At 69.8% G+C, this 22,354-nt stretch carries 21 protein-coding genes; 9 read left to right on the top strand and 12 right to left on the bottom strand.

Features of this window, described 5'->3' with window-relative positions; all coding sequences use genetic code 11:
- The first annotated feature begins 17 nt into the window (after nt 1-17).
- From CAL24_RS20390 to CAL24_RS20370, 5 genes are read left to right on the top strand one after another with little or no spacing between them, the layout of a single operon-like run.
- Nucleotides 18-1,706: an AMP-binding protein gene (locus CAL24_RS20390; RefSeq protein WP_094807750.1), complete on the top strand. Its 1,689-nt coding sequence runs from the start codon at nt 18-20 to the stop codon at nt 1,704-1,706.
- Nucleotides 1,693-2,169: an acyl-CoA thioesterase gene (locus CAL24_RS20385; protein WP_028352827.1), complete on the top strand. Its 477-nt coding sequence runs from the start codon at nt 1,693-1,695 to the stop codon at nt 2,167-2,169. Before CAL24_RS20390 ends, CAL24_RS20385 begins: the two co-directional genes overlap by 14 nt.
- Complete coding sequence (locus CAL24_RS20380; protein WP_094807749.1) at nt 2,166-3,344, top strand: FAD-dependent monooxygenase; 1,179 nt, start codon at nt 2,166-2,168, stop codon at nt 3,342-3,344. The genes CAL24_RS20385 and CAL24_RS20380 overlap by 4 nt, the downstream gene beginning before the upstream one ends.
- Before the next feature lie 24 nt (nt 3,345-3,368).
- Complete coding sequence (locus CAL24_RS20375; protein WP_094807748.1) at nt 3,369-4,343, top strand: Bug family tripartite tricarboxylate transporter substrate binding protein; 975 nt, start codon at nt 3,369-3,371, stop codon at nt 4,341-4,343.
- A 17-nt stretch (nt 4,344-4,360) separates the two neighbouring features.
- Entirely contained in the window at nt 4,361-5,122 is a 762-nt protein-coding gene (locus CAL24_RS20370; RefSeq protein ID WP_028352825.1) for a maleate cis-trans isomerase family protein, read from the top strand.
- Nucleotides 5,123-5,140: 18 nt separating this feature from the next.
- Here CAL24_RS20370 and CAL24_RS20365 read toward each other — a convergent pair whose 3' ends face one another.
- Nucleotides 5,141-5,596 (bottom strand): carboxymuconolactone decarboxylase family protein, encoded by a 456-nt coding sequence (locus tag CAL24_RS20365; protein WP_028352824.1) that lies wholly within the window; start codon nt 5,594-5,596, stop codon nt 5,141-5,143.
- A gap of 29 nt (nt 5,597-5,625) precedes the next feature.
- Nucleotides 5,626-6,360 carry an SDR family oxidoreductase gene (locus CAL24_RS20360; RefSeq protein WP_094807747.1) on the bottom strand — a complete coding sequence of 245 codons (735 nt, stop codon included), beginning with the start codon at nt 6,358-6,360 and terminating at the stop codon, nt 5,626-5,628.
- A 199-nt stretch (nt 6,361-6,559) separates the two neighbouring features.
- Between CAL24_RS20360 and CAL24_RS20355 the strand changes: the two genes are divergently transcribed.
- Nucleotides 6,560-7,534 carry an AraC family transcriptional regulator gene (locus tag CAL24_RS20355; RefSeq protein ID WP_249278597.1) on the top strand — a complete coding sequence of 325 codons (975 nt, stop codon included), beginning with the start codon at nt 6,560-6,562 and terminating at the stop codon, nt 7,532-7,534.
- Between the two features lie 10 nt (nt 7,535-7,544).
- Here CAL24_RS20355 and CAL24_RS20350 read toward each other — a convergent pair whose 3' ends face one another.
- Genes CAL24_RS20350 through CAL24_RS20330 form a run of 5 tightly spaced genes read right to left on the bottom strand, consistent with a single transcriptional unit; the run spans nt 7,545 to nt 12,618 of the window.
- Nucleotides 7,545-8,519 (bottom strand): tripartite tricarboxylate transporter substrate binding protein, encoded by a 975-nt coding sequence (locus CAL24_RS20350; RefSeq protein ID WP_094807746.1) that lies wholly within the window; start codon nt 8,517-8,519, stop codon nt 7,545-7,547.
- Between the two features lie 10 nt (nt 8,520-8,529).
- Nucleotides 8,530-9,597: a CaiB/BaiF CoA transferase family protein gene (locus CAL24_RS20345; protein ID WP_094807745.1), complete on the bottom strand. Its 1,068-nt coding sequence runs from the start codon at nt 9,595-9,597 to the stop codon at nt 8,530-8,532.
- A 16-nt stretch (nt 9,598-9,613) separates the two neighbouring features.
- Nucleotides 9,614-10,831 (bottom strand): CaiB/BaiF CoA transferase family protein, encoded by a 1,218-nt coding sequence (locus tag CAL24_RS20340; protein WP_094807744.1) that lies wholly within the window; start codon nt 10,829-10,831, stop codon nt 9,614-9,616.
- 14 nt (nt 10,832-10,845) lie between these two features.
- Nucleotides 10,846-11,820, bottom strand: a complete 975-nt coding sequence (locus tag CAL24_RS20335) for a Bug family tripartite tricarboxylate transporter substrate binding protein (protein ID WP_094807743.1) — start codon at nt 11,818-11,820, stop codon at nt 10,846-10,848.
- Between the two features lie 57 nt (nt 11,821-11,877).
- Nucleotides 11,878-12,618, bottom strand: coding sequence for an enoyl-CoA hydratase/isomerase family protein (locus CAL24_RS20330; protein ID WP_028352819.1), 741 nt, complete (start codon nt 12,616-12,618; stop codon nt 11,878-11,880).
- 246 nt (nt 12,619-12,864) lie between these two features.
- Here CAL24_RS20330 and CAL24_RS20325 point away from each other — a divergent pair, with 246 nt between their 5' ends.
- Nucleotides 12,865-13,611 (top strand): IclR family transcriptional regulator, encoded by a 747-nt coding sequence (locus CAL24_RS20325; protein WP_028352818.1) that lies wholly within the window; start codon nt 12,865-12,867, stop codon nt 13,609-13,611.
- A gap of 57 nt (nt 13,612-13,668) precedes the next feature.
- Here the strand turns inward: CAL24_RS20325 and CAL24_RS20320 are convergent, their stop codons facing one another.
- From CAL24_RS20320 to CAL24_RS20300, 5 genes are all read right to left on the bottom strand, one after another.
- Complete coding sequence (locus tag CAL24_RS20320) at nt 13,669-14,091, bottom strand: Rap1a/Tai family immunity protein (protein ID WP_094807742.1); 423 nt, start codon at nt 14,089-14,091, stop codon at nt 13,669-13,671.
- 112 nt (nt 14,092-14,203) lie between these two features.
- Nucleotides 14,204-15,220: a Bug family tripartite tricarboxylate transporter substrate binding protein gene (locus CAL24_RS20315; protein WP_094807741.1), complete on the bottom strand. Its 1,017-nt coding sequence runs from the start codon at nt 15,218-15,220 to the stop codon at nt 14,204-14,206.
- A 56-nt stretch (nt 15,221-15,276) separates the two neighbouring features.
- A complete protein-coding gene (locus CAL24_RS20310) occupies nt 15,277-16,467 on the bottom strand; it encodes a mandelate racemase/muconate lactonizing enzyme family protein (RefSeq protein ID WP_094807740.1) in 1,191 nt (396 codons plus the stop codon).
- A gap of 112 nt (nt 16,468-16,579) precedes the next feature.
- Nucleotides 16,580-17,488, bottom strand: coding sequence for a LysR family transcriptional regulator (locus tag CAL24_RS20305; protein ID WP_028352814.1), 909 nt, complete (start codon nt 17,486-17,488; stop codon nt 16,580-16,582).
- 5 nt (nt 17,489-17,493) lie between these two features.
- On the bottom strand, nt 17,494-18,426 hold the full coding sequence (locus CAL24_RS20300; RefSeq protein ID WP_051439243.1) for a LysR family transcriptional regulator: 933 nt from the start codon (nt 18,424-18,426) through the stop codon (nt 17,494-17,496).
- Between the two features lie 178 nt (nt 18,427-18,604).
- On the opposite strand from CAL24_RS20300, the gene CAL24_RS20295 reads away from it, so the two are divergent.
- Both CAL24_RS20295 and CAL24_RS20290 read left to right on the top strand, forming a co-directional pair.
- Nucleotides 18,605-20,752, top strand: a complete 2,148-nt coding sequence (locus CAL24_RS20295) for an indolepyruvate ferredoxin oxidoreductase subunit alpha (protein ID WP_094807739.1) — start codon at nt 18,605-18,607, stop codon at nt 20,750-20,752.
- On the top strand, nt 20,749-22,347 hold the full coding sequence (locus CAL24_RS20290; RefSeq protein WP_231501656.1) for an indolepyruvate oxidoreductase subunit beta family protein: 1,599 nt from the start codon (nt 20,749-20,751) through the stop codon (nt 22,345-22,347). The genes CAL24_RS20295 and CAL24_RS20290 overlap by 4 nt, the downstream gene beginning before the upstream one ends.
- Nucleotides 22,348-22,354: the final 7 nt, after the last annotated feature.

Genomic DNA, 22,354 nt, shown 5'->3' with positions numbered 1-22,354 from the left:
GCATGGAGGAGAGAGACATGCGGGACATACACAACCCCATAGAGGGCGTGGTCTACCACCCGGAAGAGCGTGCGCGGGGCTATTTCGCCAGCGGCGCGTGGCAGCGCCTGACGGTGGGCGACGCCTTGCGCGCCACGGCGCGGCGCTGCGGCGCGCGGCAGGCCATCATCACCGACGAAGGCAGCGCCAGCTTCGCGGAACTGGACGAGCAGACCGAGCGGCTGGCGGCCGCCCTGCTGGAGATGGGCCTGGCCCCGGGCGACCGGGCGATCTTCCAGATGGGCACCACGCTGGAGACGGCCGTCGCGCTGCTGGCGTGCTACAAGGCGGGCATCGTGCCGGTGTGTTCGCTGCCGCAGCACCGCGAACTGGAAATCGGCCAGCTGGCGCGCCAGTCGGGCGCGCGCGGCTATTTCGTGCAGGCCGATTTCAACGCCTTCGACCTGGTGGGCTTCGCGGCCCGCATGATGGCCGGGCACGAGCGGCTGGCGCACCTGGTGGTGGCACGCGGCGGGGCGTCCGCCGGCCGCGCCATGCAGGCGCTCATCGACGCGATGCCGCTGGACCGGGCGCGCCAGCGGCTCGCCCAGGCCGGGCCGGGCTGCGAAGACGTGCTGGCGTTCCAGTTGTCCGGCGGCACCACCGGCGTGCCCAAGATCATCCCCCGGTTTCACGCCGAATACCTGGCGCATGCCAGGGCGTGCGCCGACCGCTACCGGCTGCGCGAGGATGACCGCATCATCTGGGCGCTGCCGCTGCTGCACAACGCCGCGCAAGTCTACGTGCTGATGCCGGTCGTCCTGATGGGGCTGTCCGCGGTGTTCATGCCCAAGGTCGACGTCCCGCGCATGCTGGAGCTGATCGAGCAGCAGCGGGTGACCCGGGCGATATCGATCGGCCCCATCGCGCCGCAGCTGATGGCGTATTCCGACCTGGCGCGCCATGATTTGTCCTCGCTGCGGCTGTTCACCACCATGAGCGCGGCCGACCGGCTGGAAGCGCATCTGCGGGTGCCGTGTTCCAACCTGTTCGGCATCACGGAAGGCTTGCTGCTGGGGTCGCCGGCCGAGGCGCCGGCGTACGTGCGGCACCGCACCCAGGGCCGTTCGGGGTGCGCCCAGGACGAGATCCGCCTGCTGGCGCCCGGCACCGAAGAGCCGGTGGCGCCGGGGCAGATGGGCGAGCTGTGTTTTCGCGGGCCGGCGACCCTGCCGGGCTTCTTCGACGCGCCGGCCGCCAACGCCGAGGCCTATACCTCGGACGGCTTCTACCGCACCGGCGACATGATGACCGCCCACGAATACCAGGGCGAGGTCTATTACACCTTCGAAGGCCGGCTGCGCGACAACATCAACCGCGGCGGCGAGAAGATCGGCTGTGAAGAGGTGGAGGCGCTGGTCAGCGCGCATCCGGCAATCGCCGAGGCGCGGCTGGTGGCGATGCCCGACCCGTTCTATGGCGAGAAGGGCTGTGTGTTCGTCATCCCGCGGCCGGGCCGCGCGGCGCCGTCCGTGCAGGAGCTGCTGGCGTTCCTGGTGGGCCAGGGGCTGGCCAAGTACAAGTGCCCGGAGCGCGTGGAGGTCATCGAGGCGTTCCCGGTCACCAAGGTCGGCAAGCTCGACAAGGCGGCGCTGCGCGCCATGATCGCCGAGATGCTCAACCAGGAGGCCCGGGCGGCCGCGGGAGCCGATCATGATCAGCACTGAGCATGTCATCAGCGAAACGCCGTTCGTGATCCGGCGCCGGGTCAAGTGGGGCGATTGCGATCCGGCCGGCGTGGTCTACACGGTGATGTTCGGCGAGTACGTCATATCGGCCGCGGAGCTCTTCTATGGCCGGCTGCTGGGCGGCACGCCGCAGCGGCTGAAGGACGAGCACGGCTTCGGCACGCCGACGCGGGCGCTGGCGTTCGATTTCCGCGCCTCGCTGTGGCCCGACGAGGAGTTCGACATGAGCGTCGCGGTCGAGCACATCGGCCAGCGGACGTACACGCTGCATATCGCCGGCAGCGTGCGCGGCGAGCCGGCGTTCGACGCGCGGCTGACGCCCATCTGCGTGGCGCGCGGCGAACGCCGGGCGATCCCGGTGCCGCCTGTCATGCGCGACGCGCTGCTTGCCTACCAGGCCGCCTGCGGGCAGGCGGCATTGTCCAGGAGTTCGATGCAATGAAGATCGCCGTCATCGGGGCCGGCCCGGCCGGCCTGTACTTCGCGTTGCTGGCCAAGAAGCACAACCCGCGCCACGACATCCAGGTCTACGAGCAGAACCCGCGCGGGGCCACTTACGGCTGGGGCGTGGTGTTCTCGGATATCGGACTGGCGTTCCTGCGCGAGGCGGACCCGGAGTTTTTCCAGACATTCGTGGCCCATCACGAGCGCTGCGACTATATGGAAATCGTCCACCGGGGCACGCGGGTGCAGGTGCAGGGCAACCATTTCTCGCGCACCGCCCGCCTGGACATGCTGGAAGTGCTGGAGCAGGCGTGCCTGCGCGCGGGCGTGCGCATCGCCCACGATCGCCGCATCGAGGACGTAGAGCGGCTGGCCGGCGAAGTGGACATGGTGGTCGCCGCCGACGGCAGCAACAGCGCGGTGCGCAAGCAGTTCGCCGACCACTTCCGCCCGAGCTTCGAGCGGCGCCGCAACAAGTTCGCCTGGTACGGCACGCGCCAGCGCTTCCATCCGGTGTCGCTGATCTTCCGCGAAACGCCGCACGGCATCTTCATCGCGCACAGCTATCAGTACAGCCCCGAGTTGAGCACCTTCCTGGTGGAGGTGGACCCGGATACCTGGCGCCGCGCCGGCCTGGACGAGGCCGACGAGGAGGCCAGCCGCCGCTACTGTGCCGATGTGTTCCGGGCCGACCTGGGCGCCCATGAGCTGCTGACGAACCGGTCGTTGTGGTTCGAGGCGAACATCGTGCGCAACGAGGCCTGGTCGCACCGCAACATCGTCCTGCTGGGCGACGCCCTGCGCACCGTGCACTTTTCGCTCGGCTCGGGCACGCGCATGGCCATGCAGGATGCGATTGCCCTGCATCAAGGGCTGGCGCGGCACCCCGACGACGTGGCGGCCGCCTTCGCGCTGTTCGAGGCGGGGCGCCGCCCGGCGTCGGCCAGTTTCCAGGCCGCGGCGGCGCGCAGCCTGGATTGGTATGAGAACGTCGCCGACAAGATGCACCTGGACCCGGTGTCGTTCGCCTACGACTACATGCGGCGCACCGGCCAGGTCAGCCACGACGACCTGCGCCAGCGCGATCCGGGCTTCACCGCGACCTACGAGGCGCGGCACCCGGAGCGGTCCGGCGAGCCCGTTGCACAAGCAGACGCACACAGCGTCCGATAACCAGCCATGAGGCATGGAGGAGACATGAAAAAGACCCTGATCCTGGCGACGCTCGCCCTGGGCGTCCTGGCCGGCGCGGCGCACGCGCAGGCGAGCGACTTCCCGGCCCGCAGCGTGCGCGCCGTGCTGCCGTACTCGGTGGGCAGCGGCCCCGACGCCGTCACCCGCATGATCGGCGAGCAATTGGCGGCGGCGTGGCGCCAGCCCTTTATTGTCGAGAACAAGCCGGGCGCCAACGGCTGGCTGGCCATCGGCGAGGTCAAGCGGTCGGCGCCCGACGGCTATTCGGTGGCGGTGGTGGACAACACGCACATGACGCTGCAGCCGCACCTGTACAGCAAGATGCCGTTCGACCCCTCGCGCGACTTCATCGCGGTGGCGCCCATCTATACCACCCATTTCTTCATTGTGGTGGCCGCCGATTCGCCGTGGCGCGATGTCGGCGACCTGGTCGAGGCCGCGCGCCGCGACCCCGGGCGGCAGACCTATGGCACTTGGGGCATGGGCAGCGTGGCCCATGTGGGCGCCACCATGTTCCAGCGGGATACCGGGACTTCCATGACCCACGTGCCTTTCAAGGAGCTGCCGCAGCTGTATACCGCCGTCGCCAACGGCGAGGTCGACTGGGCGTTCGGCACAGCCGCCACGGTGCAGAACTTGTATCAGGCGGGGCGGGTGAAGCTGCTGGCGCTGGCGGCCCCCAGGCGCCTGGCGCTGTACCCCGATGTGCCCACGGTGGCGCAGGCGGGCGGGCCGGCCGGCTTCGAGTTGAAGACCTGGGTGGCCGCTTTCGCGCCGAAGGGCACGCCGCCGGAAGTGGTCAAGCGCCTGAACGCCGACATCACGGCCGCGCTGGCGGCGCCGTCCGTGCGGCAGCGTTTCGAGACCTTCGGCTTCGACGCCTGGGCCGCCGACGCCGCCGCCGTGGCGCGCGCGCAGGAGGAGGATTCGGCGCGCTTCGCCGGGATCGTCAAGCAGGCCAGTATTTCCCTGGAATGAACCGCAAAGGAACCGCCATGAGCCGCGTCTATCGCATCGGCCAGATCGTGCCCAGTTCGAACATCACCATGGAGACGGAGATTCCGGCCATGCTGCGCGCCCGGGAAGCGATCCGGCCGGAGCGCTTCACCTTCCACAGCAGCCGCATGCGCATGCACAAAGTGACGCGCGCCGAGCTGGAGGCGATGAACCGGGAGGGACTGCGCTGCGCCGCCGAACTGGCGGACGCGCGCATGGACGTGATCAGCACCGCCTGCCTGGTGGCCATCATGGCCATGGGGCCGGGATACCACCGCCAGACGGAGCGCGAGCTGAGCGAGGTGGCGCGCGCCAACCTTTGCCAGGCGCCCGTCATGACGTCGGCGGGCGCGCTCATCGACGGCCTGCGCCGCCTCGGCGCGCGCCGGATCTCGCTGATGGCGCCCTATATGCGGCCGCTGACCGACCAGGTGGTGGCCTACATCGAGCACGAAGGCATCGAGGTGGCGGATGCCAAGTGTTTCGAGATTGCCGACAACCTGGAGGTCGGCCGGCGCGACCCGATGCAGCTGGTGGAGGATGTGAAGTCCCTTGATACCCGCGGCGTCGATGCCGTGGTGCTGTCGGCCTGCGTGCAGATGCCGTCGCTGCCCGCCATCCAGGCGGTGCAGGACCGGATGGACGTGCCGGTCGTGTCGACCGCGGTCTGCACGGTGTGGCGCATGCTGGACCACCTGGGGCTGGAGCCGGTCGTGCCGGGCGCGGGGGCGCTGCTGGCCCCGCGCGCCGTGCCGGCCTGAGCGCGGGCGGAGGGGCGGTCAGCCGCCCGCGGCGGCGCGCCGCTGCTGGAACAGTTGCGCCAGCGCCTGCGATGCCGCGATGGCGCGCGGGAACCCCACCGGCACCGTGATCAGGTAGATGGCCTCCTTCAGCTCGTCCTCGGACACGCCGATATTCAGCGCGTAGCCGGCGTGCACCCGCATCATGGCGGTCTCGCCGAGCGCGGCCATCACCGCTACCGCGGCAAGCTGGCGGGTGCGATTGTCCAGCCCGGGACGGCTCCACACGTCGCCCAGCGCGTAGGCTTCGGTGGCTTCCGCCAGGAACGGGAATTCGCCCCGCATGGCTTCCAGCGTCGGCTGTGCTTCGCCGTTGTTGAGTGCGCGGATGACTTCGGCGCCACGCTGAGCGCGCGCTTCGGTGCTGGTGGCGTGTGACAGGGAGGGGGTGGCGGCCAGCAGCAGGCAGGCCAGGGCGGAATGCAGGCGGTTCATCACAGCTCCTCGTGGACGGCGGAAAGTCATTACTGGCTGGCGGTCGGGCGCACGACGATCTCGCTCGTGTCCACATCGGCGGGCTGGGCGATGACGTGCGCGATGGCCGCGGCGATGGCCTCGGGTTTCAGGGCGATCTGCCGGTAGGTTTCCATGGCGCGGGCGGCGGCCGGGTCGGTGATGGTGTCCGCCAGCTCCGATTCGACCACGCCGGGGTAGACGCACGTCACGCGCAGCTTGTCGTTCTCCTGGCGCAGCCCGTCGGAAATCGCGCGCACGGCGTACTTGGTGGCGCAGTACACGGCCGCCGTCGGCACCACGTAGAGGCCGCCGATCGAGGAAATGTTGATGATCTGTCCGCTGCCCTGGCGCTGCATGGCAGGCAGCACGGCGGCCACGCCATGCAGCACGCCGCGGATGTTGACGTCGATCATGCGGTCCCATTCGTCGACCTTCAGCGAGGCCATGGGCGACAACGGCATGACCCCGGCGTTGTTGATGATGACGTCGATGCGGCCGTGGAGCTGCAGCGCGAAATCGGCGAAGGCCTGCACGTCGGCGCGCTGTGTGACGTCGACGGCGCGGTATTCGACCTGGCCGCCCGCCGCGCGCAGCGTTTCGGCCAGCGCCGCCAGCCGCTCGGTGCGGCGCGCGCCGATCACCAGTCGATGGCCCTGGCGGGCCAGCAGCTTGACGGTGGCTGCGCCGATGCCGCTGCTGGCGCCGGTGACAAGAATGACTTTTGCTTCGGTGGCTTGGGACATTGCGGGTTCTCCTGGTGGGACGATTGCCGGGGCGGTATGCCGCCGGTCTCGCGTCATGGAGTCATGCTAAGGACAGGCGCCGCCGCCGTTAAGGCCTGTTCTTATTGGATGCTTGCCCAAAACTATTGGCCGCCTCCCAAAACGGCGGCCGGATTGCTATGCTCCTGGCCTATAGCTACTGATCCCGGGAATGTCGCCCATGGCCCATGCCGCTCCTGCCCACTCGCCGCGCCAGGCGCGCATGATCGCGCTGCTGAAGGATCTTGCGCCCGCCGAGGGCTACACCCAGTCGCTGCTGGACGGCGTGACCTTCATGCGGTCGAACCACCCGCTCTCATGCACCCAGGCGCTTTACGAACCCAGCATCGTCATCGTGGTGCAGGGCCGCAAGCGCGGCTTTCATGGCGGCGCCATGTATGTCTACGACGCGCAGCATTACCTGGTGCTGTCGGTGCCGCTGCCTTTCAGCATCGAGACCGAAGCCAGCCCGGCCGAGCCCCTGCTGGGACTGGCGCTGCGCATCGACCCCGCCATGACGGCCGAGCTGGTGATGGAGGTGGACGAGGCGGCATCCGGCACGAAGGCCAAGCCCGTGACCATGTATGCGACGCGGATGGACGACAAACTGGAGGACGCGGCGCTGCGCATGCTGGAGGCGCTGAGTTCGCCCGTCGAGGCGCGCTTGCTGGGGCCGTCGATCTACCGGGAGATCACCTACCGGGTGCTGACGGGCGACCAGGGCGGCGGCCTGCGCGCGGCGCTGCAACAGGGCGGCAGCTTCGGCCGCATCGCCAAGGTGCTGCGGCGCATTCACACGCAGTACGATCGCGGGCTGGACGTGGCCACGCTGGCCAGCGAGGCGAACCTGAGCGTGCCGGCCTTCCACGTGCATTTCAAGGCGGTGACGGCCACTTCGCCCATTCAGTACATCAAGGCGATCCGCCTGCACCAGGCGCGGCTGATGATGATCCGCCAGGGGATGAACGCGGCCAGCGCCTGCGAACAAGTCGGCTACGAGAGTCCCTCGCAGTTCAGCCGCGAATTCAAGCGCCTGTTCGGACGCAGCCCGACCGACGAGACACGGCACCTGAAGGCATTGTTGTCGCTGGCGTCGCCGGTGGTGGCGGCCGGGGTGCATGCGCGCGGGCTGTCGGGCGAGGCCGCGCGCATGTGACGGCCGCCGGCTAGGGCGCGGAAACGCCCGACAGCTTCACGGCATCCTGCATTTTTTGCAGCTCGCCCGCGAAATGCGCGTCGGCCTGGGATGGGCTGTCCGCGATGATCTGCAGCCCCATCTCCCGGAATGTCTGCGCGACCTTGGGTTCGGCCAGTGTCGCGTTGATGGCCGCGTTGATTTTCTGGTTGATGGCCGCGGGGGTGCCGCGCTTGACGGCGATGGCGTACCAGGCGGTCGATACGAGCTTCGGCAGCCCGCTTTCCTGCGCCGTCGGCGTGTCGGGCAGGAGCGGCGAGCGCTGGTCGTCGAACACCACGATGGCTTTCAGCTTGCCGGCATCCACCATGGGCTTGCCGAGGTAGACCGTGTCGACCGCCATCATGACGTGGTTGCCGGCCGCCGCGTTGACGGATGGCGCGGACCCTTGGAACGGGATGTGCAGCAGCTCGACGCCCGCCAGGTGTTCCATCAAGGTCATGGTGAGGTGGCCGGTGGACCCGGTGCCCGCCGTGCCGTAGGAGATCTCCCGGGGCGCTTTGCGGGCTGCCGCCACGATGTCTTCCACCGTGCCGTAGCGGCTGCCCGCGGACGCGAAAATCGCCATGGGCAGCTGGGCGACGGTGGAGATGTGCTCGATGTCGCGCCGGGTGTCGTACGGCAGGTCCGTGCGCAGGGCGGCGTTGATGGCCACGCCCGGGCTGGTGAGCAGCACGGTGTAGCCGTCCGGCGCGCTCTTGGCGAGGTGGTCCGCGCCGATGACGGTGCCGGATCCGGGGCGGTTCTCGACAATGACGCTCTGGCCCAGCCGCCTGGCCATGCCGTCGGCGACCACCCGGCCCAGGGTGTCGGAGGTGCCGCCGGGCGGATAGGGAATGACGAACTTGATCGGCTTGGCCGGAAAGGCATCGGCGGCCATGGCCGGGCCGGCCGCGCACAGGGCCAGGACGTACAGCAGCACTGCGGCAAAGGGGGGCGCTTTCATGCTGTCTCCTTCATTTCCAGGTTTCCAGGGCCTGCTCGAGCGGCACCGTATGGGAGGGGGGCGAGAGGGCGGCCGGCAGGTCGCCGGTGCGCGGCGCGGGAGCCGGCGTGGGCGCGCCCTGCCAGGAAGCGAACAGGCCGCGCGCGCGATTGTGGGGATGATCGGGGGCCTCGCGCAGCGAGAGCACGGGCGTCACGCAGGCATCGCTGTCGGCGAAGTAACCGGCCCATTCGTCGCGGGTGCGGCTGGCGAAAGCCTGCGCCAGGGCCGCGCGGATGGCCGGCCAGTGCGCGGCGTCGGCGCGGTCCGGCAAGTGGGTGAGCGCGAGTTTCTGGAGCAGCTCCCGGTAGAACGGCGCTTCGACGGCGCCCACCGCCACGTGCTTGCCGTCGCGCGTCTCGTAGACCCCGTACCAGGGGGCGCCGCCGTCCAGGGCATTGGCGGCGCGCCGGTCCTGCCACGAGCCGTTCGCCAGGCGGCCGTATGCGGCGGTCATGAGACTGGCCACGCCGTCGATCATGGCGATATCCAGCACGCGCCCTTGCCCGGATTGCCGGGCCTGCAGCACCGCCGCCAGGATACCCATGACAAGGAAGGCGCCGCCGCCGCCGTAGTCGGCCACCAGATTGAGCGGCACGACCGGCGCTTGCGCGGTGCCGATGGCATGCAGCGCGCCGGTGGTGGCGATGTAGTTGATGTCGTGGCCCGCGCGCGGCGCCAGGGGGCCGGCCTGGCCCCAGCCGGTCATGCGGGCGTAGACCAGCCGGGGGTTGGCCTGCAGGCACGGGTCGGGGCCCACGCCGAGCCTTTCCATGACGCCCGGCCGCATGCCCTCCATGAGCACGTCGGCGCGCGCGGCCAGCCGCAGGAAACCGGCCCGCCCTTGCGCCGATTTGAGGTCCAGGCGCACGGCGCTGCGTCCGCGCCGGACCGGATCGCGGTCGGCGCCGGCCGGGCCGCCGTCGGGGCGGTCCACGCGTATCAGCGAAGCGCCCATGTCCGCCAGCAGCATGCCGCCCCAGGGGACGGGCCCCAGCGAGGCGACTTCCAGCACTTTGAGTCCATCGAGTATGCGCATGGTCTGTTCCTCTTCGTCAGATCACGGCGCGTTCTTGCAGGGCGGCCAGGGCGGCGTCGTCCAGCCCGAGCAGCCCGCCATAGACTTCGGCATTGTGCTGGCCCAGCGACGGCGCGGCGCACGCAATCTCGCCCGGCGTGCCGGACAGGCGCGGCACGATGCCCTGCATGGTGACCGGGCCCATGCGCGGGTGCTGGGTGGTGACCAGGTTGCCGCGCGCCGCGTAGTGGGGGTCGCGGAAGATATCTTCCACCGACAGCACCAGCGAGAACGGGATGCCATGGCGGTCGAGTGCCTGGCCGACCGCGTCGACCGGCCGCGCGGCGATCCAGTCTTCCACTACCTGGTTCAGTTCTTCGATGCGGCGCCAACGCTGTTCATGCGTGGCCAGGCCGGGATCCTCGCCCAGGTCGGGGCGGTCGATAGCCTGCATCAGGCGCCGGAACAGCGTATCGCCCGAGATCGTCAGGATGATGTAGCGGCCGTCGCGGGTGGGGAAGGTCTTGCCCGGGGCCGCGGCCTGGTGCACATTGCCGGTGCGCTTGCGCACCATGCCGAGCCGGTCGTAGGCGGCGCACATCGAGTCGGTGAAGCGGAACATCGACTCATACAGGGCCAGGTCGATGTGCTGGCCGCGGCCGCCGCCGGTGTCGCGGTGGTACAGCGCCATCATGACCGCGAATGCGCCCATGGTGGCGGTGCTGTAGTCGGCCACCGAGACGCCCACGCGCACCGGCGGGCGATCGGGAAAGCCGGTCATGTCCATCACGCCGCTGAAGGCCAGGGCGATGCGGTCGTAGCCCGCGCGCTGCGCGTTCGGACCGGTCTGGCCGAAGCCCGAAACGCTCAGCATCACCAGGCCCGGGTTCACCCGCGCCAGCGCCTCATAATCCAGGCCCCAGCGCTCCAGCGTGCCGGGGCGGAAGTTCTCCACCAGCACGTCGGCGTCCGCCACCAGGCGCTTGAGCAGGTCCTGCCCGGCTTCCTGGCGCAGGTCGAGGGTGATGGAGCGCTTGTTGCGGCCCTCCACCGTCCACCACAGGCCTTCCTCGTTCACGAACGGCCCCAGCCCGCGGATGGTGTCGCCCACGCCGGGCTGCTCGATCTTGATCACGTCGGCGCCGAAGTCGCCCATCAGCGTGGCGGCTACCGGACCGGCCACCATGGTGCCCAGGTCGAGCACGCGCAGCGCGGTCAGCGGCCCGCTTCTCGCCGGCCCTTGTGCATCAGACATGCTGTTTCCCCTCTTCAGTTGATGGTCGCGCCGGAATCGCGCACGGCCTGGCCCCAGCGCTCGACTTCCGCACGCAGGTGCGTCCTGGCGCGCTCCGGACTGCCGCCGGCGATGACCAGCCCCTGGTCTTCGAGCGACCGGCGCACGGCGTCGTCTTGCAGCACCTCGTTCGCGGTCGCGTTGAGCCGCGACACGATGGTTTCCGGCGTGCCGGCCGGCGCCGCCAGCGACAGCCATGAGCTCGCCTCGTAGTCGTCCAGGCCCGCTTCCCGCATCGTCGGCACATCGGGCAACAGCGGGGAGCGCGCGGCCCCGGTCTGCGCCAGCGCGCGCGCCTTGCCGGCCTCGATCTGCGAACGGGTGAGGAACAGCGTGTCGATGACGAAATCGGTCTGGCCGGCGACCAGGTCCATGACTGCCGGGGCGCTGCCCTTGTAGGGAATGTGGTTGAGCTGCAGGCCGGCCTTGCTGGCGAACATGGCGGTGGCCAGGTGCGGGGATCCGCCCGGCCCCGAAGACCCATAGGCCACTTTGCCGGGCGCCTTCTTCGCCATGGCGATCAGGTCCTGGAGGGTCTTGGCCGGCGAGTTCGACGGCACGATCAATACCAGCGGCACCGAGATGACGTCGACCACCGGGATGAAGTCCTCGAACGTGTCGTAGGGCCGCTTGGCGAACAGCGTGTGATTGATGGCGAACGGGGTCGTCATCCAGAGCAGGGTGTAGCCGTCCGGCGCGCTGCGGGCCACCGCCTCGGTGCCGATGATGGTGCCGCCGCCGCCCTGGTTGTAGACGATCACGGACTGTCCCAGCCGTTCGCCCATGCCCTTGGCGAGCACGCGGGCGACGGTGTCGGAGGTGCCGCCCGGCGGGAACGGCACCACTAGCTTGATCGGACGGGACGGATAGGTGTCGGCCAGTGCGGCCGGCGATTGTGCAGCGAGGAACAGCAGGCAGGCGGACAGCAACTGCTTGAGCAGGTGAGCCATGGCTCTCTCCTCCAGGATGGGGATGGACGGCGGGGGCGCGGCTGATGCCGCGGGCGATCAATGGCCGTGGAAGACCGGCGCGCGCTTTTCCTTGTGGGCCGCGAAGCCCTCGGCGCAGTCGGCGCTGCCGGCCACGGCTTCCATCGCGTACTTGGCGCGGCCGAAGTGTTCCGTGGGACCGACCGGAAGGATGGCCGTGGTGACGACGCGCTTGAGGGTCTTGAGCACCAGCGGCGCCATCTGCGCCATGTCGCGCGCCATCGCCAGCGCCGCCTCGACATGGCGGCCGTTGGGCACGACCTCGTTGACCAGCCCCGCCTCGGCGGCGCGCCGCGCATCGAAGACCCGCGCCAGCAGCATCATTTCCATGGCGAGCTTGTGGGGGATCCGGCCCGCCAGGCCGGCGATCATGCCCTGGGTGAGGCCCAACCTGGCTTCGGGGTAGGAGAACTTGGCATTTTCGGCCGCCACGGCCAGGTCGGCCATCATGGCCAACGTCAGCCCGCCGCCCACGCACCAGCCGGAGACGGCCACGATGATCGGCTTTTCGGTGGTGACGCCGACGGTTGGCACACAGCGCCAGAGTTCCGGCACGTCGGCCACATCGGCGCCCGCGCTGAAGGCCTGGTCGCCGGCCCCGGTAAGCACCGCCACCCGCTGCTCGGACGCATCGAAGGCCTGGAAGGCCTGCTGCAGTTCGATCGCCGTCTGCGAACAGATGGCGTTGCGCCGTTCGGGCCGGTTGATGGTGATGAGGGTGGTGCGGTCGGGGAAGTTCTGTACAGCAATCCTTTCCATGTCTCTCTCCATTTGGCCAGCGCTTGCGCCGCGCGGCCTGGTTATCAAAGCGGATCACTTGCTGCCGGGAACTGCGGGCTGTTTTGTTTTCTACATAATAGAAAATGAAATCTAGTATGTAGAAATAATAGGTGCGTTCAACGAGACCGTCAACCCTGCGTGACAGGGTGGGCCATGGACCGGAACCGATTTGGCGATAATTCGTCTTGCTCAATCGATTCTTCAGACTTCGCGGACGCTATCGGCATGAACAACACGCTCGTCAAGGGCATGCAATTGCTCGAATACCTGGCCAGGCACGGCGGCACGGCCGGCATCACCGATCTGGGCGAGGCGCTGTCGATGGTGCCCAGCATGGTCCATCGGCTGCTGCAGACGTGGATCGAGCTGGGCTATGTCAGGAAGGAGGGCAACGCCTATCGGGCCACCCTGAAGCTATGGCAGGTGGGCGTGCCGCTGGTGGAGCGGCTCGACGTGCGGTCGTTGTCCATGCCCGCCATGACGCGGTTGCAGCAACTGACGCATGAGTCGATCCTGCTTTCGGTGCTGGAAGGCGACGATATCGTCTTCATCGCCAAGCTCGACAGCCTGGAGAAAGTGCGGTCGCACACCGAGGTGGGCGGCCGGGCGCCGAGCGTGCGGACCGCCTCGGGCAAGATGCTGATCGCGACCCTGCCCGAGCACGCCCAGGCGCGCTACCGCGAGCTGGCCGCCGCCGGCCAAGCCGATGCCGCAGCGGCTGCGCGCAAGTTCGACGAGGACATCCGGCGCACGCGCGTGCGCGGCTGGGCCAGCAACCGGGGCGAATGGCACGACGACGTCTGCGGGCTGGCGGCGCCGGTCATCGATCCGACCGGCCGCACCGTCGCGGCGATCGGCCTGTCGGGGCCGGCTTCGCGCCTGACGCTGGCCAGGGTGAAAGAGATCGTGCCGCTGGTGGTCGAGGCCGGCCGGCAGGCCAGCCTGGCCATGGCGGGCGAATCCGCGGACTGACCCGGCTGGCGTCTGCGGGGGCGCCGGCGCGGCTTCCTGGCCAGCGTGGCCGACAGTTCAATGCGCGCAGGGGTGGGCGCGGCCCAGCGCTTCGACCACGATGCCGGCCGCCGGCTCGGACCGGCGCGCCTCGGGCAGGTCGGCCAGGTAGTCGAGCACGGGTCCCGGCATGGCCTCGGTGTCCAGGCCGGACGCCGGACACCATTGCTTGCCGGCGGCGCTGTCGGCAATGCCGAGGATGTACGAGGTGGCCATCAGGGTCGACAGCATGGTGCGCTGCGCCGGGTCCTCGACCCATGACGCGAGGCCGCCCTGCATGATGCCATCGTAGAGTTCCTGCGCGCTGATGGGGCGATAGGGGGCGGGCTGCCGGTCGGCGCTGGCGGCGGCCGCCGCGGAGGCAGCGGCCGCCAGCGCCGTGCCGAGGGCCAGGGCGGCCAGGCGGAGGCGCGGGTGGGCGCGACGTTCAGGCAGGAGCATGGCGGGAGATTGTCGGAGTGGAATACCCGGGCCATGTTATCAGCGCGACCGCCCCGCGGGCGCGCCGTCCGGCTGCGCCCGGGCGGCGATGGCGCGGGCCCGCGCCACGGCGTCATTCGATGCGTATGTCGTGCTCGTCGGCAATCTGGCCCCAGCGGTCGATCTCGCCCAGCCAGAAGGCCTGGAATTCGGCCTGCGACATGGGCTGGGGCTGCACGCCGGCCGACTGCCAGGTCTGCACGATGTCCGGCATGGCCAGCGCCTGCTCGATGGCCTGGTGCATGCGCTCCAGGATGGGACGTGGCGTGGCGGCGGGCGCCATCACGCCGTACCAGCTCGACACCGCGAAGCCGGGGGCGACGGTTTCGTTGAAGGTGGGCAGGTCGGGCAGGGCGGGCGAGCGCTCCCGGCTGGTGACGGCGACGGCGCGGACCGCATCGGCGCGGGTTTGCGCCAGGGCCAGCGGCATGGTCTCGAACATCAGGTCGACCTGGCCGCCGAGCAGGTCGCTCATGGCCGGCGAACTGCCCCGATAGTGGACGGTCATGGCCTGCACGCCGGTCAGCGACTTGAACCATTCCATGCTCAGGTGCTGCAGGGTGCCGGGCCCGCCGGTGGCGTAGTTGGCCTTGTCGCCCCGCTGCTTCAGCCATGCCACCAACTCCTGGGGCGTGCGCACCGGCAGGCGGTTGTTGACGATGGCCACGTTGGGCGTGGTGCCGATGTTGGCCACGCCGACCAGTTCCCTGGCGGGGTCGAACACCAGGTTCCGATTGACGGTGGCGCCGATGGCATGGTGGATGGCTCCCATCAGGAAGGTATAGCCGTCCGGCGTCGCCTTGGAGACATAGTCGGCCCCCACCATGCCGCCCGCGCCGCCCCGGTTCTCGACCACCACGGCCTGGCCCAGGATGCCCGCCAGCTTGGCGGCAAGCGGGCGGGACAGGATGTCCAGCGAGCCGCCCGCGGGAGCCGGCACCACCAGCCGGATCGGCTGCTGCGCCGGCCAGTCGGCGGCGCGGGCCGGCGCGCCGGCGAGCAGGCCGGCCAGCGGCGCACAGCCGGCCAGCGCGAGGGCGGCGACCAGGCGGCGACGTCGGGAAGGTCCTTGGGGGCGGGTATGGTGCATGCTTGTCTCCTGCCGCGTCATGGCGCGGGTTGTTGGTAAACGCCGGGCCTGCGGCCCTAGTGCTTGCCGTGCCCGCGCGACAGCGGGCGCCTGGCGATCTCGGCGATCGCGCTCCAGTCCGGCGCGAAACCCAGGCCGGGCGTTTCGGGCAGCGGCAGCCACCCGGCATCCGGCGCCGGCAGGCCGGTGTAGATCTGCTCGCAGACCTGCACCGCGACCGTGTGATATTCAATGAAGCCGCCGTGCGCCAGGCCGGCATGCAGGTGCATGTTGTGGAACGGCCAGGCCCCGCCATTGGCGATGGCGACATTGCAGGCCTGCGCCATGCCGGCAATGCGCAGGCATTGGGTGTAGCCGCCGGTGATGGCGACATTGGGCTGCACGATGTCGAGCGACTGCTCGTGGAAGAAGTCGGCGAAGCGCGCGGCCTGTCCTTCGTTCTGGCCGCCCGCCAGCGGCATGGGCGCGCGCCGGCGCAGGTCCGCCAGGGCGCGCGCGTCGTTCTGCGTGACCGGCTCTTCGAAGAAGGCGATGTCGCAGTCGGCCAGGCGCGCGGCCAGTATGCGCGCATGGTAGGGGTCCAGGCTGCAATTCGCGTCGATGCACAGCTCGACCTGCGGGCCGACGCGTTGGCGCACCGCGCGCACGCGCGCCTCGTCTTCCCGGATCAGGTCGGACAGCGGGCGCGGCTCGTCGCGGCGCTGCAGGCCGTGGTTGCCGACCGTCATCTTCAGGCGCGAGAAACCGCGCGCGACCCATTGCGCGGCCGCCTCGGCAAGTTGGTCGCGATCCAGGAAATTGAAGCCGAAGGTGGCGTAGACCGGCACGGCGGGCCGCGCGCCGCCCAGCAGCCGCCACAGGGGCAGGCCGAGCCGCTGGGCTTTCAGATCCCACAGCGCGATATCCACGGCCGCCATGGCATGCGCGGCGTAGCCGCTCTGCCCGCGCGGCGCCAGCAGCCAGTACAGGCGTTCCCACAGCTTCTCGGTGTCCAGCGCGGACGCGCCGACCGGCGCATCGGCCGCGACATGGTCGATGGCGGCGGCCACCACTTCTTCCTCGGTGATCGCCGTGAAACCGCAGCCGGTGAGCCCGCACGCGGTATCGACGCGCACCAGCACACACGACAGCGCGCTGCGCTTCTGGCCGCCCGGCACTTGCATCGCGACTTCGATGTGCAGGGGGATGGCCTGGACCCGCTCGATGGTCAGGTCGCGCGCGGGCGCGCCGGGTGCTGCATGCTGCATGATTGTCTCCGTGTCTGGATCGGCGCTCACCGCCTGGTTGCGGTTATAGGTTTGCCGACGCCGGACGGGCAATCGAGTTTTTTTCAAGCAGCTTTCGACAAACCCGAAAGCATCAGCGCGCCGCGGCATCCAGCAGATGGGCGATCAGACCCTGGGTGCCCGGCGACGGCTCGCGCTGCTGCGGCCAGCCGAGCATGAGCTGCCGCGTGGCCCAGGCATCGCGCAGGCGCGCCTGGTGCAGCCGGCCCAGCGCGACGTAGGGCTGCGCCACGCGGTCGGGCACGATGCCGATGCCAATGCCGCTTTCGGCCATCCGGCAGACAGCGTCGAAGCTGGTGACCTGGATGCGCAGGCGCAGCGCGCGGCCGGCCTCGGTGGCGGCGCGTTCCATCTGGGTCAGGATGGCGGTGCCCCGGTACAGGCCGACCTGGTCGTGCTGCAGCGTCTGTTCGAAGCGCAGCGCGCGCCGGTGGCGCGCCAGGCTGTGCCGCGGGTGCATGACGCACACCAGCGTATCGGTGCGATAGGGGCGGCAGTGCACGTTGCCTGCCGCATAGCCGCCGTCGAACAGGCCCAGGTCGGCGCGGTCGGTCTGCAGCATTTCGACGGCGGAGCGGCTGGTGTGTTCTTCGAGATCGATGCGCACGCGCGGGTTGCCTTGCATGAAGCCGTTGAGGTCTTCCGGCAGGAACTGCACAATACAGGCCGAGTTGGCGACGATGCGGACGCGGTCCTCGACGCCATGCGCATAATCGCGCAAGTCCTCTTCCATGGCGCCGGCCAGGCCCGCCATGCGGCGCGCGTGGGCGATGAAGATGTCGCCCGCCGGGGTGGGCTTGACGCCGCGCCGGTGCCGCAGCAACAGGGCCACGCCGACCCGCGCTTCCAGGTCGCTGATGCGCTTGCTGGCGGCGGCCACGGAGACATGGCTGCGCGCCGCGCCCGCGCTGATGCTGCCGCTGTCGGCCACGGCGATCAGCAGGCGCAGCGCGGCGATGTCGAGTTGGGACAGGGTGCTCACGATGGTCAGAGATCCTGCAAGGCCGATACGATCTGCCCGGCGAACCAGTGCACGGCGGGCTGGGCGGCATGGTAGGCGTGCGTGTGCACGCATACTTCGAACTCCGGAATGGCCACCGGCAGCGGCAGCGACTGCAGGCCTCCGTAGGATTCGAACACGCGCGCCACCCGCGATGGCAGGATGGCGATCAGGTCGCTTTGCGCGATCAGGCCGGGCAGGATGGTGAAGTGCGGGATGCGCAGCGCGATCTTGCGGTGTACGCCCTGGGCGCGCAGGGTTTCTTCCATGCGCTGGTGCGCGAAGAAGGGCGACGATACCAGCACGTGTGGCGTGGCCAGGAACGCGGCCAGCGATAGCTCGCCGTGCGCGGCGGCCGCATGCCCGCGCGCCATCAGGCAGACGTAGTGTTCGCGAAACAGCGGCCGGTTGCGCAGTTTGTCGTGCAGCATCGGCAGGTTGCCGACGGCGGCGTCGGCCTTGCCCGAGGCCAGTTGCTCGATCAGCGTGTCCACCGGCACCTGCAGCACCTCCAGGTTGGCCTGCGGCGCCACGCGGCGCAGGTGGGCCATCAGCGGCGGCAGGAAGCACAGTCCGCCGATATCCGACATCGCGACCCGGAAGCGTCGCGTCGTGCTGGCCGGCACGAAGGGGCCGGCCAGTTCCTGGGTGCTGTCGATGCAGGCGAGCGCTTCCTGGAATGCGGCGTATATCTGCTCGGCGCGCGGAGTGGGCGTCATGCCGCGGCCGTCGCGCACGAATAGGGCGTCGCCGTATGACTGGCGCAGCTTGGCGAGCCCGTAGCTGACCGTGGGCTGGGTCAGCGCCAGCCGTTCGGCTGCCAGGCTGACGCTGCCCGTCTCGAATACCGCCACCATCAGGCGCACCAGGTTCAGGTCGAGCCGGTGCGCGCCGCCGGCGTCAGGGGCCGAGGCTGCCATGCGCTTTGTCTCCCTGGCGCGGCGCGCCAGCGTGTTATTGATGTTGTATAGATGGATTCGATATGAAACATACCGTCCATCGATTGTATGGATTGTATGCCCGCTCCTACTATCGCCCAATACCCATTACATCGGCGCCCGCGTCGCCCTATGGCGCGGCGTTGTCCAGGAGGCAGGCATGGAACGTTCGTTCGCGCGCGAGGTCGGCAATCTCTCGCTGGGCGCTGGCCAGGTTTTTCACGGCGAGGGCATCCTGGCCGTCACCAAGGCGCTGCTGCAGTCCGGCGTCAGCTATATCGGCGGCTACCAGGGCGCCCCGGTGTCGCACCTGATCGACGTGCTGGGCGATGCGCAGGGCTTGCTGCAGGAACTGGGCATCTACTTCGAGAACAGCGCCTCCGAGGCCGGCGCGGCGGCGATGTTGGGCGCCTCGATCCATTACCCGGTGCGCGGGGCGGTTACGTGGAAATCCACGGTGGGCACCAATGTCGCGTCGGACGCGCTGTCGAACCTGGCGTCGGCCGGCGTGACGGGCGGCGCGCTGATCATCCTGGGCGAAGACTACGGCGACGGCTCCAGCATCATCCAGGAGCGCACCCACGCCTTCGCCATGAAGTCGCAGATCTGGCTGATGGACCCGCGCCCCAACCTGACGTCGATCGTCGACGCGGTGGAGCAGGCGTTCGAGCTGTCGGAAGCCAGCCAGACGCCCGTGATGATGCAGCTGCGCATCCGCGCCTGCCACGTGCACGGCAGCTTCGTGTGCAAGGACAACGTGGCGCCGCAGGTATCGACGCGCCTGGGGCTGCGCGACGGCAAGTTCGACTACGCCAAGATCAACCTGCCGCCATCGACCTACGAGCACGAACGCCAGAAGGTGCAGGTGCGCTGGCCGGCGGCGCTGGAACACATACGCCGGGCGCGGTTGAACGAGCATTTTCCCGGCGCGCGCGCGAACCTCGGGCTGGTCGTGCCGGGCGGGCTGTACAACGGCGTCATCCGCGCCTTGCAGCAGCTGGGGCTGGCCGACGTCTTCGGCGCCAGCGAGGTGCCCATCTACGTGCTCAACGTCGTGTACCCGCTGGTGCCGGAGGAGCTGCAGGCTTTTTGCCAGGGCAAGGACGCGGTGCTGGTGGTGGAGGAAGGCCAGCCGGACTATATCGAAGAGGCGCTGAACGCGCTGTTGCGCAAGGCGGGCGCGGCCACGCGCGTGCATGGCAAGGACGTGTTCCCGCTGGCGGGGGAGTACACCGGCGAAGTCATGTTGCGTGGCCTGGCGGATTACCTGCGGCAGGCCGGACTGGCGCGCGAAGGCGAACGGTTGCACCAGGCCGCCGGGGCGCTGACAGGGTACAAGCGGGCGGCGCTCCAGGCGCTGGGCGAGCCGGTGCCGAACCGTCCGCCGGGGTTCTGCGTCGGCTGCCCGGAGCGGCCGGTGTTTTCCGCGATCAAGCTGGCGCAGCAGCAGCTGGGGCCATTGCACGTGAGCGCCGACATAGGCTGCCACACGTTCGGCACGCTGGCGCCGTTCAACATCGGCAGCACCGTGCTGGGGTATGGCCTGGGGCTGGCCAGTTCGTCCGGCATCGCGCCGCTGATGCAAAAGCGGGTGGTCAGCGTGATGGGCGACGGCGGGTTCTGGCACAACGGCTTCACCAGCGGCGTCGTCAATGCCATGTACAACGGCCAGGACTCCGTGCTGGTGATCCTCAAGAACGGCTATACCTCGGCGACCGGCACGCAGGCGATTCCTTCCTCGCCTTCGCAGCCGGCGGCCAAGCCCCTGACGCTGGATATCGAGGCGGCGCTGCGCGGCGTGGGGGTGAAGTGGTTGCGCAAGGTCCCCAGCTACCAGGTCGCCGACATGCGCCGCACCCTGGACGAGGCGATGAGCACGCCCGAGGGCGGGCTGAAGGTGATCATCGCCGACGGCGAATGCCAGCTGGAACGGCAGCGCCGCCTCAAGCCGCTGACTGCGCGCAAGCTCAAGAACGGCGAGCGCGTGGTGCGCACCCGCTTCGGCATCGACGAGGACGTGTGCACCGGCGATCATTCCTGTATCCGGCTGTCGGGCTGTCCGTCGCTGTCGATCAAGCCCAATCCCAGCGCGCTGCGCACCGACCCGGTCGCCACCGTCAACCAGGGCTGCGTCGGCTGCGGGCTGTGCGGCGAAGTGGCGCATGCGGCACAGCTGTGCCCATCGTTCTTCAAGGCCGAGGTGGTGCAGAACCCGACCGCCTGGGAGCGGCGCGCCGACCGCTGGCGCCGGCGCATCATCGGCGCGCTGGCCGGCCGCGCCCGCGGGATCGAAGGAGTGGCGCCATGACCATTCCCGCACCGATCACCGTGCTGGTCGCCGCGCTGGGAGGCGAAGGCGGCGGCGTGCTGGCCGACTGGATCATCGCCGCGGCGCGCGCGCACGACTTTCCTGTCCAGGGCACGTCCGTGCCCGGGGTGGCGCAGCGTACCGGGGCCACCAACTATTACCTGGAGATCCTGCCGGCGCCGCGCGCGGCGCTGCAGGGACGCGAGCCAGTCTTTTCCCTGGTGCCCTATCCCGGGGACGTGGCGATCGTGGCCGCCTCCGAGCTGGTCGAGGCCGGCCGCATGCTGCAAGGCGGCTATGTCAACCCGCACAAGACGGTGCTGGTGGCTTCCACGCATCGCGAGTTCGCGGTGTCCGAGAAGGCGGCGATGGGCGACGGCCGCTATCGCGCCGAGCGTGTGCTGCGCGCGGCCGAGGCGCTGGCCAGGCAGACCGTGCTGTTCGACATGGCGGCCCTGGCGGCGCGCCATCGCACCGTCATCAACACCGTGCTGTTCGGCGCGATGGCCGGCAGCGGCGCCTTGCCCTTCAGCCGCGCGGCATGCGAGGACGCCATCCGCCAGGCCGGCAAGGCGGTGGATGCCAGCCTGGCCGGCTTCGCGGCCGGCTACGAGCAGGCCCGGGCGCTGGCCGGGGCGGCCGGCGCGGGCATGCCGGATGTGGCCGCCGCGGCGGGCCCGGCACTTTCCGCTGTGCACGGCCCGGTCGATGGCGAGCCGGCGGCGCCGATGCCGGCTCGCGTCGCGGTGTTGCCTGTCCAGGTGAGGCCGCTGGCCGGCGCGGGCGTCGCCCAGCTCATCGATTACCAGGGGCCGGCCTATGCGGACCTGTATCTGGACCGTGTCGAGTCGATCCTGCAAAGCGAGCAGGCGCACGGCGGCGAGGGCCTGGAGGTGACCCGCGAGACGGCGCGCTTCCTGGCCCTGTGGATGAGCTACGAAGACGTGATCCGCGTCGCGGATTTGAAGACGCGGCGCGCACGGCTGCAGCGCGTCCGGCGTGAAGTGGGCGCGGCGCCGGACGAGCCGGTGCGCGTGACCGAGTTCCTGAAGCCGGGCCTGGACGAGTTGTGCTCGGTGCTGCCTCCGGCGCTGGCCGGGTGGCTGCGCCGCCGCCTGGGCAGGCATGCCGGCCGTCTGGCCACGGGCCTGCGCGTGCGCACCAGCAGCGTCAGCGGGTTTGCCCTGCTGTGCCTCCTGCGCGGCTTGCGCCGCTGGCGCCCGCGCACCGAACGCTATGCGGCCGAACAGAGGATGATCGGGCGCTGGCTGGCGGCCGTGCGTGGCCTGTTGGCGCATGATCCGCGCGCCGCCCTGGAACTGGCGTTGTGCGGCAATGTGGTCAAGGGCTACGGCGAGACCAGCGAGCGCGGCCATCGCAGTCTGCGTGCGATCCTGGACGATGTGCAGGCCTGGCTGGCCGCGGCCCGGACCGACGACAGCCCCGGGGAATCGCTGGCCGGGCGCATCGCCAAGGCGCGCGCGGCGGCGCTGGCCGATCCGCAGGGGCAGGCGCTGGCGCGCGCCCTGGACCTGCCTGCGCCGGACCTGGTCGAGCACCCGCTGCGGTTCGTGCGCAAGCCCGTGTCGTCTTGACGGGAGA

The organism is Bordetella genomosp. 2 (assembly GCF_002261345.1).
In the GTDB taxonomy this organism is placed as follows: domain Bacteria; phylum Pseudomonadota; class Gammaproteobacteria; order Burkholderiales; family Burkholderiaceae_B; genus Bordetella_A.
Note: the sequence above shows the minus strand (reverse complement) of the source record. Positions and strands in the feature narration are given on the sequence as shown.

What these genes read in the sequence shown, in the direction of transcription:
- CAL24_RS20375 (WP_094807748.1), top strand. Translation starts at nt 3,369, where the DNA reads ATGAAAAAGACCCTGATCCTGGCGACGCTCGCCCTGGGCGTCCTGGCC.
- CAL24_RS20315 (WP_094807741.1), bottom strand. Translation starts at nt 15,220, where the DNA reads ATGCACCATACCCGCCCCCAAGGACCTTCCCGACGTCGCCGCCTGGTC.
- CAL24_RS20335 (WP_094807743.1), bottom strand. Translation starts at nt 11,820, where the DNA reads ATGGCTCACCTGCTCAAGCAGTTGCTGTCCGCCTGCCTGCTGTTCCTC.
- CAL24_RS20360 (WP_094807747.1), bottom strand. Translation starts at nt 6,360, where the DNA reads ATGTCCCAAGCCACCGAAGCAAAAGTCATTCTTGTCACCGGCGCCAGC.
- CAL24_RS20300 (WP_051439243.1), bottom strand. Translation starts at nt 18,426, where the DNA reads ATGGCAGCCTCGGCCCCTGACGCCGGCGGCGCGCACCGGCTCGACCTG.
- CAL24_RS20370 (WP_028352825.1), top strand. Translation starts at nt 4,361, where the DNA reads ATGAGCCGCGTCTATCGCATCGGCCAGATCGTGCCCAGTTCGAACATC.
- CAL24_RS20290 (WP_231501656.1), top strand. Translation starts at nt 20,749, where the DNA reads ATGACCATTCCCGCACCGATCACCGTGCTGGTCGCCGCGCTGGGAGGC.
- CAL24_RS20340 (WP_094807744.1), bottom strand. Translation starts at nt 10,831, where the DNA reads ATGTCTGATGCACAAGGGCCGGCGAGAAGCGGGCCGCTGACCGCGCTG.
- CAL24_RS20385 (WP_028352827.1), top strand. Translation starts at nt 1,693, where the DNA reads ATGATCAGCACTGAGCATGTCATCAGCGAAACGCCGTTCGTGATCCGG.
- CAL24_RS20345 (WP_094807745.1), bottom strand. Translation starts at nt 9,597, where the DNA reads ATGCGCATACTCGATGGACTCAAAGTGCTGGAAGTCGCCTCGCTGGGG.
- CAL24_RS20310 (WP_094807740.1), bottom strand. Translation starts at nt 16,467, where the DNA reads ATGCAGCATGCAGCACCCGGCGCGCCCGCGCGCGACCTGACCATCGAG.
- CAL24_RS20330 (WP_028352819.1), bottom strand. Translation starts at nt 12,618, where the DNA reads ATGGAAAGGATTGCTGTACAGAACTTCCCCGACCGCACCACCCTCATC.
- CAL24_RS20365 (WP_028352824.1), bottom strand. Translation starts at nt 5,596, where the DNA reads ATGAACCGCCTGCATTCCGCCCTGGCCTGCCTGCTGCTGGCCGCCACC.
- CAL24_RS20390 (WP_094807750.1), top strand. Translation starts at nt 18, where the DNA reads ATGCGGGACATACACAACCCCATAGAGGGCGTGGTCTACCACCCGGAA.
- CAL24_RS20295 (WP_094807739.1), top strand. Translation starts at nt 18,605, where the DNA reads ATGGAACGTTCGTTCGCGCGCGAGGTCGGCAATCTCTCGCTGGGCGCT.
- CAL24_RS20320 (WP_094807742.1), bottom strand. Translation starts at nt 14,091, where the DNA reads ATGCTCCTGCCTGAACGTCGCGCCCACCCGCGCCTCCGCCTGGCCGCC.
- CAL24_RS20380 (WP_094807749.1), top strand. Translation starts at nt 2,166, where the DNA reads ATGAAGATCGCCGTCATCGGGGCCGGCCCGGCCGGCCTGTACTTCGCG.
- CAL24_RS20325 (WP_028352818.1), top strand. Translation starts at nt 12,865, where the DNA reads ATGAACAACACGCTCGTCAAGGGCATGCAATTGCTCGAATACCTGGCC.
- CAL24_RS20350 (WP_094807746.1), bottom strand. Translation starts at nt 8,519, where the DNA reads ATGAAAGCGCCCCCCTTTGCCGCAGTGCTGCTGTACGTCCTGGCCCTG.
- CAL24_RS20355 (WP_249278597.1), top strand. Translation starts at nt 6,560, where the DNA reads ATGGCCCATGCCGCTCCTGCCCACTCGCCGCGCCAGGCGCGCATGATC.